Raw genomic sequence first — 11470 nt, forward strand, 5'->3', positions numbered from 1 at the left:
TCTCCCCATGACCCGGGTTTTCCCAATCGCGCCGAGCGTGTCATCGCATAAGTTGTATCCGATGCCCATGGCCCCCGTAGAGGTTGCTCGATGGGGAAAAACGCCGGTGCTGCCAGCACCACGGTCCTGACGGCTCCGATCCAGAGCACGGGAAGGCGCCCAATCCGGTGGCCGAAAGACCCGGTCAGCTGGATGCACAACGCCATGGCCACAAGGACTGGAGTGGTCAGCAGCGTCCCCTCGATCGCGTCATACCCTTTTGGTGCTCACTTTGTAAGTGAGCGGATAGGACGTGGAGGGCTACGCCACGGTGTTGACGGCCGCAACAAAGCGGACGACGGCGGCGCGGACCGTGGGCAGGTGGCCCGCCTACTCGCCGGGCCAAGCGGCCGCTGATCCTCGCCGACCGCGGTGCGCACCTCGCCGGTGCCAGCCCGGAGCTCCGCAAACTCGCCGACCGGCTGGGCGCGCTAACCGCCGGAACAAGTGTCGCTTGTATTCCGGCGACGGCGTCGGTATAAAACGGGACCGGATATCAGATACGGTCAACAGGTGAACTTCGATAACACCGCAATCCCGCTTTCGGCGATCCGGCCCAACGGCGACAATGCAATGGTCGGTACTGGCTTCATTGTTCAGATTGGCGGGGAGACCTACTTGACCACGGTTGCGCACCTGGCAACGGGCGCCACTGACCAATTCGATGATTGGCCCAATTGGTCAAGTGAAATAAACATCCAAGACGGGGAAAAGAATATTTTGGCACAAGTCCCGCTTTTCGATGGTGACCGTGGCGAGGGTCGAGTTCCACTTTTCAAGTATGGCCGCACTACGAGTGAACCCCGGCAGCTTCTTGACCTAATCCTGGTTCCCTTGTCGGCTGATTATCTGCACGCGGCCAGCTCCAAGGTGTTCCTGCTCCCACCCCCTATTCCAGCCGCTGCCCAGGTAGGAGATAAGGCCGTCATCGTTGGCTGTCGCAACTGGCCCCGAATTACCACTGAAAGCTATAGCCTCGCAGGTTCTTCGTCTGATCAGGTGGTGATTCATATCGATCCCCCTTCTCGAGTGGGAGAGTCCGGTGGTCCTCTACTCACCCCGGCTGGCGGTTTGCTAGGCATCAACTATGGCGACGGCAACGCCTATGCACCAGGGATGGGCCTTGTCTTGAATGCTGCCTGTATCGATTGGCTCCATACGGCCAAGAACGGCTACATCGAAGGAATTAATTACGGGAATCATCAACCATCCTGCGTAACCCCCTGAGGGGAATCTCAGTACATTCTGGAAAGATTGAGACCGTTGGCGTTTCAGGCAACCATGGCGGGGGCGCGTTAAGTGACGAAGGTTCAAACTGCGGCGAGTAGATATTCGGTGCCTCGCCCCTTCGGGACGCGATGGTCAATTTGTCGCCGCCGGAGTCCTTCAAGTTTATTTCAATTCAAAGGGTGGAACCCCAAGATCTGCCATCCTCGCGCCAATGTCATTGAGCGGTTCCTCAAAATAATGAGTAAGCCCTGAGATTACTCCGAAAGCCCCCGCAGCGACCCAAAGCAGCGATGGGAGAAGGACATCATTTCGCGTCTCAGTGGGGCGGGGCTCATGATACAGACTCATGCCAAAGGCATCAGCATTCACAGCGAGATATGGGGCGGCGCTCGACATAGTCGGATGACTGACTTGGGTTTCGCGCAGCCAATACTGGTAGATCCCGGCAAACTCGCCAGGATTAGTTTCGACAACGTTAGCTAGGGCCTTATAGGTGTCTAGATATTTATATTCATCGCTTGCCTCGGCCATCAATTCCTGGATATCTCGAATTTGGGCCGGAGCTAGCGCCCATCCTCTTTCCGCTGCCTCCATCGTTTTCTCAAGGCTCCATTTCTGCATCCGAAGAAGCGCTTCCACAAAAACGTGCGGCTCAAGAGCGGCACCCCAGCTAAGCCTAATCGCGTGCTCTATAACAGATCGGACGAGAGGGCTCGACTCAACTCCGTAGTTGGCCCCTTCGAGCAGGAGCACAGCGCTAGAGGATCTTATTATTCTCATGAGTTATCCCCACGCAACGGCTACTGATCGCGCCTCCGCCTGGTCTTTTCGGGTCCAGTCGCCGACTGGCCGCTGAGGCGGGGATGGTGTATTTTCCACCAGTTCCATCAAGTCCTCAGTCACACTCGCCCAGCTGTCCTGCGCTTTATGGCCAGTCATAGCCCTATTGTCTCGCAACGCTGTGGACTTAGCCCTGACAACTGCCCCAAATCAGGAAGGGGTCCTGCCGTTTACCTCGGGCGGCGAAGGCGCGTACAAAGCGAGGGGACGTCCGGCCAAAACCGGACGCGCCCTCCATTCACGCCCTCACGAAGGGTTCAACGTCTCCGATTCAGTCGACCATCACCGGCTGCTTGGCACCGTCCGAAGACTCAACAACCGGCGAAACCTTCCCCGACCGGTGGTGGAGCCAGTTCGCCACCGCCAAAAGCGCCACGAGTGCGAACGTGCTCAGGAGCTGCGGACGGGAATCCTCGCCGATGAAGCCCACCGTGAAGATCGCGGCGAGGATGACCAGACCAAACACCGTGAGCCACGGGAAGCCGGGCATCCGCAGGGGAAGTTCCGTTCCCTCGCGGTCGGCGCGGAGGCGCAGCGCGAGCTGAGCCAGCAGCGCGGACGTCCACACCAGCAGGCAGGTCGAGCCCACGATATTGAGCAGGACGGGAAGGACCTTTTCTGGGAAAGCCAGCTCCAGCACAACTGTGACTACACCGAAGGCGACGCTGGCCAGGACTGCGACAACCGGAACCCGGGCCTTGGACACGGAGGCAAGCAGGCGCGGCGCTTCACCGCGCTCAGCAAGGGAGTACGCCATCCGGGAAGCACCGTAGAGGTTGGCGTTGAGTGCGGAGAGCAGCGCTGCGACGGCCACAAGGGTGATGGCGGTGGCCGCACCGGGCATGCCGGCCGCATCCAGCACCGCTGCGAACGGGCTCTTCAGCCCCGCCGAACCCACGGGAACCACTGCCGCGATCACGAAGATCGCACCGATGTAGAACACCAGGATGCGCCACAGCACCGTCCGGACTGCCTTCTTCACGCTGCGGGCCGGCTCTGCGGTTTCAGCTGCAGCCACGGACACGATCTCGGTGCCGCCGAACGCGAATGCCACCACGAACAGGGCCGTGGCAATGCCGGCAAAACCGCTGGGTGCGAACCCGGCACCCGTGAAGTTGGACAGGCCCGGCGACTGGACGCCCGGCAGCCAGCCGAAGAGCAGGGCCGCGCCCACCAGGAGGAACCCGACAATGGCCGCCACCTTGAGCAGCGCAAACCAGAACTCGAACTCGCCGAAGTTCTTCACACTGGTGAGGTTCACGGCGGTGAGCACCACGATGAAAACGAAGGCCATCAGCCACACCGGCAGGGCCGGGAAGATGGTGGCCAGCAGGCCTGCCGCACCGAGCGCCTCGGCCGCGATGACCACCACCAGCTGCAGCCACCACAGCCAGCCCACGGTGGCACCGGCCACCGGCCCATAGGCCTTGGCGGTGTAGACGGAGAAGGCGCCGCTGTCCGGGTTGGCGGCGGCCATCTCGCCGAGGGCCCACATCACCAGGATGATGAGCGTGCCTGCCACGAGGTAGGAGATCAGCACGGCCGGGCCGGCAGCCTGGATGCCCGCGCCGGAGCCGATGAACAGGCCGGCGCCGATGGCGCTTCCCAGGCCCATCATGGTGAGCTGGCGGGGTTTAAGGGCCGCGCCGAGGGCGCGGGCAGACGTCTTTGTCTGTTGTTCCATGGGAATTCCTCTGGTTGTAGGTGGAACGGGTTGGTAAAGGGTCAGTCGGTTGTCAGGCTGTGTGGGCTTCGAGGAGCCGGAGCACGCGGTCGTTGGAGGCGCGATCGGCAACGGTGATCCGCACGCCGTCGCCCTGATACGCCCGGACCAGGATGCCGGCGGCGTCGAACGCGTCCACCAGCCTCGCCCGGAGGTGGTCATCGGCCCGGATCCACAGGAAATTGCCCTGGCTCGGCTGCAGTTTCCAGTCCTGGGCTTCGAGCTGCGCGGCCATTCGGGCGCGCTCCTGCCTGACGGCGGCGACCCGGGCTTCCATCTCCTCCCCCGCGTCCAGCGACGCGATGGCCGCCTTCTGGGCCAGCGCGCTCACGGAGAAGGGAAGGGCGGTGCGGCGCAGTCCCTCGGCGATGGCCGGCGCAGCCACGGCGTAGCCGACGCGCAGGCCGGCGAGTCCGTAGGCCTTGGAGAAGGTGCGCAGGACGCAGACGTTCGGGTACTGGCGGTAGAGCGCCAGGGAATCGGGGCCGCTGCCCGCCTCGGCGTACTCCACGTAGGCCTCGTCGATCACCACGAGGATGTCGGAACGGACGGATTGCAGGAACGCCACGATGCGCTCGTGGCTGATCGGCACGCCGGTGGGGTTGTTGGGGGTGCAGAGCAGGATCACCTTGGTGCGGTCGGTAACGGCCGCGGCCATGGCGTCGAGGTCGTGGCCTTCAGCGTCGTCCAGCGGGATGCAGACCGGCCGGGCGCCTGCCAGCTCAACCAGGATGGGGTACGCCTCGAAGGAACGCCACGCGAAGATCACTTCATCGCCGGCGTCGCACAGTCCGGTGATGATCTGCTGGAGCACGCCCACACTGCCGGGTCCCACCGCGACCTCCCCGGCGGTGACGCCCAGGTGCCGGGCGAGCCGTTCGCGGAGTTCGACGGCGGCACTGTCCGGGTAGCGGTTCATGGTGCCGGCCGCTTCGGCCACCGCAGCCGCGGCAGCAGGCAGCGGACTGTAGTGGCTTTCGTTGCTTGCAAGGGCTGCGATGTCCACGCCGGCGCCGCGCCGTCCCGGGACATAGGGCGGAAGTCCGGCCACAGCGCCACGAAGGGTGGGAAGCGCGGTGTCCGGGGCAGTCAGGAGTTGATCACGGGTCATGAGGACCGATCATGGTTGTGACCCGGCACACAATGCAAGATACCCTCAACCCATTGGGACTTCTGCTCAACTTCTAGTGACTGCGGTGAAAATATGACCACCCCGACCCCTCGCACCCTGGATTCCCTCGACGGCAGGATCATCCTGGCCCTCGACAAGGATCCGGAAGCCAGCGCCTTGGCACTCTCCCGCACGCTCGGCGTCGCACGGAACACGGTCCACGCCCGGCTGGCGCGGCTCGAGCGCAGCGGCGCCCTCCGCTCCTTCAGCCGCAGGCTGGATCCCGCCGCGCTGGGCTATGACCTGATGGCCTTCCTCTCGCTGTCCATCAGCCAGACCCGGACAGGAGCAGTTGAGGACGGCCTGGCCGCGATCCCGGAAGTCATCGAGGTGCACGCCACCACCGGGGACGCGGACCTCATGGCTAAGGTGGTGGCCCGCAGTACGGCCGACCTCTACCGGATCACCAACGAGATCCTGGAGATCGAGGGCATACAGCGGACCAGCACCGCCATTTCCGTGCTGGAACTCATGCCCCCTCGGTACGACGGCCTCCTGGCCCGGCTCTCCGAGCAGGAATCCCGCCCTTCCAACTAGCTGCGGGTGATGCACGCCACAGGTGGGCAAATTTTCACTTGTACCGGCGTTCTCCTGCCAAATGTCCCAACCAAGTTCGACTCTCTTGCCTATCCGTGACTTAGCCCACAAGATTCCTGCATGACTACTCTTACCGTCTCCGGCCGCGTGGCGCAGGTTCTCAGCAGCTACCTCACCGATCTCTTCGGTGTCATGGGCAACGGAAACGTCTACTTCCTCGACGCCGCGGAGAAGCTGGGCCTCCGCTTCTCCCCCGTCCGGCACGAGGGCGCCGCCATCGCCGCGGCCGACGCCTACTACCGTGCGTCGGGACGCCTCGCCGCGGGCACCACCACCTACGGCCCCGGCTACACCAACGCGCTCACCGCCCTGGCCGAGGCAGTCCAGGCGCAGATCCCGGTGGTGCTGGTCACCGGGGATGCTCCGAGCACCGGCGCCCGGCCCCAGGACGTGGACCAGGCGGCCATCGCCGCAGGCCTCGGCGCGGCCACATTCACCGTCACCCGCGACGCCGCGGGCTCCATCACCCGGCAGGCAGTGGAGTACGCACTCACCACGCGAACCGCCGTCGTGATTGCCATTCCCTACGACCTCGCGGCACTCGAGGCGGCAGATGAAGAGCTTCCGGCGCCGTTGGCACCCCAGGTAACGGACGACGGCGGCGCCGGCCTTGGTCAGGTGGCCCGCCTGCTCGCCGGGGCCAAGCGGCCGCTCATCCTCGCCGGCCGCGGTGCGCACCTCGCCGGTGCCGGCCCGGAGCTCCGCGAGCTTGCCGACCGGCTGGGCGCGCTGACCGCCGGAACCGCCCTGGCGCTCAACCTGCTCCAGGGCGACGGGTACCTCGGCGTCGCGGGCGGCTTCGGCACAGACACCGCGGCCGGGCTCATGGGCGAAGCGGATGTGGTCCTCGTGGCCGGGGCCAGCCTGAGCCCCTTCACCCTGCGGTTCGGGCACCTGCTCGGCCCGGACAGCACTGTCATCCAGATCGACTCCGCCCTGCAGCCCACGCACCCGCGGGTGGACCTGTTCGTCAGCGCCGACGCCAAGTCCGCCGCCGGACGCATCCTCCAACTGCTGGACGGTGAGGCTTCAGCAGAAGCGTGGCGGGCGGAAGCCCGCAAGCGTCTGACCGAAGGACCGGCCCACCACCCCGGCTCCGACAAGACCGCGGACGGCCGGCTGGACCCTCGTTCCCTTGCCATCGCGTTGGATAACGTGCTGCCGGAGCGCCGCACGGTGGTCCAGGACGGCGGGCACTTCCTCGGCTGGGCCCCCATGTACTGGAACATCCCGCGACCGCAGGACCTGGTCATGGTGGGCACGGCCTTCCAGACCATCGGGCTGGGCCTTGCCAGCGCCGTCGGGGCAGCCCGTGCGGTGGAGGACGGCCGCACCCTGGTGCTGGCCTCCGGCGACGGCGGTTTCCTGATGGGCCTGTCCGACCTCGAGTCACTGATTGGCGCGGCGAGCAGCGCCGTCGTCGTCATCTTCAACGATGCCGCCTACGGAGCGGAGATCCACCAGTACGGTTCCAAGGGCCTCACCGAAAAGCCGATGCTGATCCCCGAAGTGGACTTCAGCGGCGTCGCCCGCGCTTTGGGGGCTCAGTCCGCGATCATCCGTTCACTGGCGGACCTTTCAGCCGTTCAGGACTGGATTGTCGCCGGCGCCAAGGGAACCTTCGTGGCCGACTGCCGGATCACGTCGAGCGTGCGTGCCCCGTGGATGAGCGAGTGGATGAATGCCAAGCAGGCCGCGAAGGCGGCGGTGGCGGGCTAGCGGCGGACAAGCCGCCACAGCGACGTGACCTCGGCCGCCGTCGAACGCAAAATAGGGGAAGCCCCACCAGCAATGCTGAAGGGGCTTCGACTGTTTTGATTCCGTTATGACGAACATCATCTCCCGAACTAGCGGGAATCCTGATTCTTCCTGCCTCGTCATCGGCAGACCACGTGGATCAGATCCACAGTGTGTTCCAGGGTTCCCTGTTGTTCGTTCCCGCCCTTCTTTCGAAGAACGTATTAACAGTGTTACGCCTAGTTCTCCGGAGGCGCAAGAGCCAATCTTCCCGGGGATTCCGGCGTTCCAAACGTTGCCCGCCGGCCATCCCGGAGCAGCAACGTCCGGGAGATTCACGCCTTGCGGTGAACCACCAGGACAGGACACTGAGCGTGGGTGACAACCTGGGTGGAGACCGAGCCCAGGTGCAAACCCGGAAAGCCCCCATGACCCCGGGATCCGACGACAATAAGATCCGCGTCCTTGGCAGCGTCCAGAATTGCCGAAGCCGGTGATGGCGTGTCGACGAGTTCTCCAGCCGCGGCCACGCCTCCGTCTGCGGCGGTCTTCAGTGCCTCACCCTGGCGTGCCCGTGCGACTTGCTCCGGGGACTCTTCGGCCGCAATCTCACCTGCCGCCGTTTCAAGGACGGCGGGATACCACGCCATCGGGGGCTTATTCCAGGCTGTGACCAGGCGGAGCTGGCCATTGCGTTGCCGGGCCTCATCCATGGCCCAGCCCAGTGCAGCCCGCGAATATTCGGAACCGTCAACACCGACAACAATCAAGAATGAACCGGTACTGGTCATCTGCCTTTCCTTTCACTGCCGCGCCGAACCGTGCCGCGCCGAGTCTTATCCTGTGAGCGTGCGGGGTTCGGTTCCAGCTGTCATGGTTCCATCGGACGCTCATGCCGGCGTCGGGGGTAGAGTCCAAGGTCCCCGGCGTCGCGGGCCGAGCGACCACGGCTCAGCGCCTCGGAGGTATCTCCCGCCGGCGCCATAGGAAACCCACAGGTCCGCGCCCTAACATGGCCCTCATGAAAGCTGCCCGGGACGCCCGCTCTGCCGCCGTCGTCATCAACGCCGGATCACGCAGGGGAGCTGCACACGAACTTGCCGTGGACACGATGCGGAAAGCAGGCGTGCCCATCTCCGCCGTGCATCACGTGCTGTCCGGCGGCGAGCTGGCCGGGACGCTTGACCGGGTGCTCACGGACGGGCACGACCTGGTGGTTGTCGGCGGCGGCGACGGGACCGTGTCCTACGCCGCCGGCCGGGTTGCCGGCACCAACGTTGTGCTCGGCGTTCTTCCGCTGGGCACCGCCAACGACTTCGCCCGCACGCTGGAGATACCGAACAACCTGGCCGAGGCGTGCGCCACCGTCGCCGAAGGAAAAGTGGTGGACATCGACCTCGGCCGGGCCAACGGCGAGCCGTTCCTCAACGTCGCGTCCGTGGGCCTGTCCGTGGCTGTGACAGAGGCTCTGAGCCCCCGCCTGAAGCGGTACATCGGGCCGCTGGCGTACAGCCTCGCCACGCTTCGGGCCTATGCCCGGCACAAGCCGTTCCGGGCCCGCCTCGAATTCCCCGAAGGTGACCACGAGCCGATGGAACTGGACAACCTGCTTCAGGTGGCGGTCGGTAACGGCCGACACTACGGCGGCGGCAACACGGTCTCCCCCACCGCAGGGATCGATGACCACCTCCTGGACATCTACGCCATCCTGGCGGGTCCGCTCCGGGAGCATGTGAGCATCGCGCGGCTACTCAAGGACGGCAGCTTCATCGAACACGACAAGGTGTACCACCTGACAAGCCGGCACGTCCGGCTGGTCACCGACCCGCCACTGCCGGTGAACCTTGACGGCGAGATCGCCACCACCACGCCCGCCGACTTCACCGTCCAGCGCAACGCCGTCCATGTGGTGGTGCCACAGAGCAGCACCAGCGCGCTGTTCGACGGACCGGGCGCCGCGGGCGGGCCGCCGTCGTAATTCCCGACGGCGGAACGTTGTGTCTATCGGGGAACAAGCCGCCACAGGGACGTGACCTCGGCCGCGCGCGCCTCGAACAGTGGATCGTCCCGGTCCGACGCCTTCGGATGCGTTGGCTTAGTGTCCAGCCGCTCCGTCACCTTCAGCCCGGCCGCCTCGATGGCGGCCAGCAGATCCCCACGCGACCGCAGGCCAAGGTGCTCGGCCAGGTCGGAGAGGACCAGCCAGCCCTCCCCGCCCGGCTCAAGATGGTCGGAGAGTTCGTTCAGGAAGCGGAACAGCATCCGGCTCCCGGGGTCGTAGACTGCGCTGTCCAGGCTGGAATGCGGCGTGGCCGGAATCCAGGGCGGGTTGCACACGATCAGCGGCGCCCGTCCGGGCGGGAACATGTCGGTCAGGACGGCCTCAGCACGGTCCTGGACACCGAGGTTCCGGAAATTCTCAACGGCACAGGCGATGGCACGCGGTTCATTGTCGGTCGCCACCACGCGGCGGACGCCCCGGCGCGCGAGGACGGCAGCGAGCACCCCGGTGCCTGTTCCGACGTCGAACGCCAACGTGTCAGACGGAAGCGCAGCGGAGGCCACGAGATCCACATACTCACTCCGGGTGGGGAAGAACGTGCCGTAGTGCGGGTGGATGCGGCCCTGCAGGGCATCGACGTGGACGCCATTCCGCCGCCACTCGTGGGCGCCAATGGCCCCGACAAGCTCATGCAGGGACACAACGGAATTTTCGCCGATATCACCGTACGCTTCGGCGGCGGCCTCCCGGATGTCCGGTGCGCGGCGCAGCGGCACCACCGGGCCCGGATCAAGCGGAATCAGCAGCAGGCCGAGAATGCGTGCACGGTGCGAGCGGGACTGGCGGTGCCGATAGAACTTTTCGGCCGGAGTTGCTGCGATCCTCTTTCCGGCGCCGACCCGGCGGTCCATGGCGTTGAGGATCTGCCGTGCGTTGTGGAAGTCCCCGTGCCAGAGCATCGCGATCCCCTGTGACGCCATCCGGTTCGCCTCATCGGCCGTGAGGGAGTCGGAGACCACTTCGACGCGCGTCGGCGCCGGCCTGCCGTTCGCGGAACGCCAGCGCGCGGTCATGCTCTCACCGGCCTCGGCCCAGGTCACGACGGCGGGATCGTCCACCGCGGCCGTGCGCGCGGGTTCGAGGACCGACGTCGGGATTCCCGCGGAAGCTGGTGTGCCAGTGATGATAAGAGGTCCGTTCCAAGCGTCAGGGGAGCCGATCGGCGACTGACGATTGCGGCGGTGATTCCACGACGTCCAAGGCCACGGCCCAAGATTCCGGCCGTCATCCGGCCACGAACTGAGCTTGGTCGATGGCCACTTGGGCCCTTCAACCTACATTGTCAGGATACAGGTGTGCCGTGGCCGCTACCCTCCGCTGCAGAGATCTGCCGCTTGACCTGCTCAAGCTCATCTTCGAGCAGGTCAACTTTGGTACGGTATTTTTCGAATTCCGCCGCCCGGCGCCTGGCCATGGCGAAACTGATGACCGCGGCGAGAACGGCAAGCGGGAACGAGAGCAGCAGGGCCCAGCCGGACACGGCAAGGAAGTCCAGGGCTACGGGAAGCGCCTGCTTGAATGCCAGGAAATCGTTCACCCCACCGACCATTCCCTGCAGGGCGGAGTCCAGGGGGCCAAAGTACTGCCCCACGATAGGCGTCTCGGAAAACGACGGAGCGCTCAACGGCGGTTCTCCCCCCGCCGACCAGCGCGAATCACGGAAGGTGTTCAGGACGTAGATCCCGGCACCCGCATTGAGGGCCGCGAAGAGCAGGACGGCACCAAGCGCAGTCCAATGGAGTCTGCGCCAACGCCAGAGGCCGGCCACAAGTGCGAAGACGGCGGCCGCAATCCAAGAAAAGGTGCGAAGTTCGTCGCGGCTCAGGCCGACCAGCAGATCCAAGGTATTCCCCACCCTTTGCAGTTGATGCTTGTTGTGGTCCCAAGCAATGCCTGTTCAGGTCCCAAGGGAGCCTATACCAGCCACCCCGGGGCATGCGACGGTACTCACGGGCGCAGGGCAAGGCCGTTCGGCCCTATCAACCTGCGGTAACCGGGCCAAAGCTTTAAATAGAAAGGCGCTGGGGCGGACGCCTGCGGGCCCCTGCACCGAGCCTTGCCAGACCGCGGG

The 11470-nt window shown here is 65.2% G+C and carries 11 protein-coding genes and 1 pseudogene; 5 read left to right on the forward strand and 7 right to left on the reverse strand.

Annotation, left to right across the window (positions count from 1 at the left end; genetic code table 11):
- Positions 1 to 89: 89 nt before the first annotated feature.
- Positions 90 to 260 (reverse strand): annotated as a pseudogene (locus ASF98_RS25140) (MFS transporter); the annotation flags it as partial.
- 135 nt (positions 261 to 395) lie between these two features.
- On the opposite strand from ASF98_RS25140, the gene ASF98_RS25145 reads away from it, so the two are divergent.
- On the forward strand, positions 396 to 521 hold the full coding sequence (locus ASF98_RS25145; RefSeq protein WP_442854030.1) for a hypothetical protein: 126 nt from the start codon (positions 396 to 398) through the stop codon (positions 519 to 521).
- A gap of 31 nt (positions 522 to 552) precedes the next feature.
- Entirely contained in the window at positions 553 to 1266 is a 714-nt protein-coding gene (locus ASF98_RS24075) for a trypsin-like peptidase domain-containing protein (RefSeq protein WP_156372320.1), read from the forward strand.
- Positions 1267 to 1431: 165 nt separating this feature from the next.
- On the opposite strand, the gene ASF98_RS06520 is transcribed toward ASF98_RS24075, so the two are convergent.
- The 3 genes from ASF98_RS06520 to hisC form a co-directional block, all read right to left on the reverse strand.
- Positions 1432 to 2049, reverse strand: coding sequence for a hypothetical protein (locus ASF98_RS06520; protein ID WP_156372321.1), 618 nt, complete (start codon positions 2047 to 2049; stop codon positions 1432 to 1434).
- A gap of 331 nt (positions 2050 to 2380) precedes the next feature.
- A complete protein-coding gene (locus ASF98_RS06525; RefSeq protein ID WP_055799189.1) occupies positions 2381 to 3793 on the reverse strand; it encodes an amino acid permease in 1413 nt (470 codons plus the stop codon).
- 52 nt (positions 3794 to 3845) lie between these two features.
- Positions 3846 to 4943, reverse strand: coding sequence for a histidinol-phosphate transaminase (gene hisC, locus ASF98_RS06530; protein WP_055799191.1), 1098 nt, complete (start codon positions 4941 to 4943; stop codon positions 3846 to 3848).
- A gap of 93 nt (positions 4944 to 5036) precedes the next feature.
- Between hisC and ASF98_RS06535 the strand changes: the two genes are divergently transcribed.
- Together ASF98_RS06535 and ASF98_RS06540 are read left to right on the forward strand one after the other, a co-directional pair.
- The gene (locus ASF98_RS06535) at positions 5037 to 5540 is read left to right on the forward strand and encodes an Lrp/AsnC family transcriptional regulator (protein WP_055799194.1); all 504 of its coding nucleotides are present in this window, start codon (positions 5037 to 5039) and stop codon (positions 5538 to 5540) included.
- A gap of 120 nt (positions 5541 to 5660) precedes the next feature.
- Positions 5661 to 7319, forward strand: a complete 1659-nt coding sequence (locus ASF98_RS06540) for a thiamine pyrophosphate-binding protein (protein WP_055799197.1) — start codon at positions 5661 to 5663, stop codon at positions 7317 to 7319.
- Between the two features lie 353 nt (positions 7320 to 7672).
- Here ASF98_RS06540 and ASF98_RS06545 read toward each other — a convergent pair whose 3' ends face one another.
- Positions 7673 to 8128, reverse strand: coding sequence for a universal stress protein (locus tag ASF98_RS06545; protein WP_055799199.1), 456 nt, complete (start codon positions 8126 to 8128; stop codon positions 7673 to 7675).
- A 230-nt stretch (positions 8129 to 8358) separates the two neighbouring features.
- On the opposite strand from ASF98_RS06545, the gene ASF98_RS06550 reads away from it, so the two are divergent.
- Entirely contained in the window at positions 8359 to 9315 is a 957-nt protein-coding gene (locus tag ASF98_RS06550) for a lipid kinase (RefSeq protein WP_055799459.1), read from the forward strand.
- A 23-nt stretch (positions 9316 to 9338) separates the two neighbouring features.
- On the opposite strand, the gene ASF98_RS06555 is transcribed toward ASF98_RS06550, so the two are convergent.
- Positions 9339 to 10412 (reverse strand): N5-glutamine methyltransferase family protein, encoded by a 1074-nt coding sequence (locus tag ASF98_RS06555; RefSeq protein ID WP_055799462.1) that lies wholly within the window; start codon positions 10410 to 10412, stop codon positions 9339 to 9341.
- 269 nt (positions 10413 to 10681) lie between these two features.
- Positions 10682 to 11254 carry a hypothetical protein gene (locus ASF98_RS06560; RefSeq protein WP_156372322.1) on the reverse strand — a complete coding sequence of 191 codons (573 nt, stop codon included), beginning with the start codon at positions 11252 to 11254 and terminating at the stop codon, positions 10682 to 10684.
- Positions 11255 to 11470 lie beyond the last annotated feature (216 nt).

It is taken from the genome of Arthrobacter sp. Leaf337 (genome assembly GCF_001423745.1).
GTDB lineage: Bacteria > Actinomycetota > Actinomycetes > Actinomycetales > Micrococcaceae > Arthrobacter.

Bases quoted from the DNA above. Each gene is read 5' to 3' on its own strand.
- ASF98_RS06520 (WP_156372321.1), bottom strand. From the start codon at position 2,049: ATGAGAATAATAAGATCCTCTAGCGCTGTGCTCCTGCTCGAAGGGGCC.
- ASF98_RS06525 (WP_055799189.1), bottom strand. From the start codon at position 3,793: ATGGAACAACAGACAAAGACGTCTGCCCGCGCCCTCGGCGCGGCCCTT.
- hisC (WP_055799191.1), bottom strand. From the start codon at position 4,943: ATGACCCGTGATCAACTCCTGACTGCCCCGGACACCGCGCTTCCCACC.
- ASF98_RS06535 (WP_055799194.1), top strand. From the start codon at position 5,037: ATGACCACCCCGACCCCTCGCACCCTGGATTCCCTCGACGGCAGGATC.
- ASF98_RS06540 (WP_055799197.1), top strand. From the start codon at position 5,661: ATGACTACTCTTACCGTCTCCGGCCGCGTGGCGCAGGTTCTCAGCAGC.
- ASF98_RS06545 (WP_055799199.1), bottom strand. From the start codon at position 8,128: ATGACCAGTACCGGTTCATTCTTGATTGTTGTCGGTGTTGACGGTTCC.
- ASF98_RS06550 (WP_055799459.1), top strand. From the start codon at position 8,359: ATGAAAGCTGCCCGGGACGCCCGCTCTGCCGCCGTCGTCATCAACGCC.
- ASF98_RS06555 (WP_055799462.1), bottom strand. From the start codon at position 10,412: ATGACCGCGCGCTGGCGTTCCGCGAACGGCAGGCCGGCGCCGACGCGC.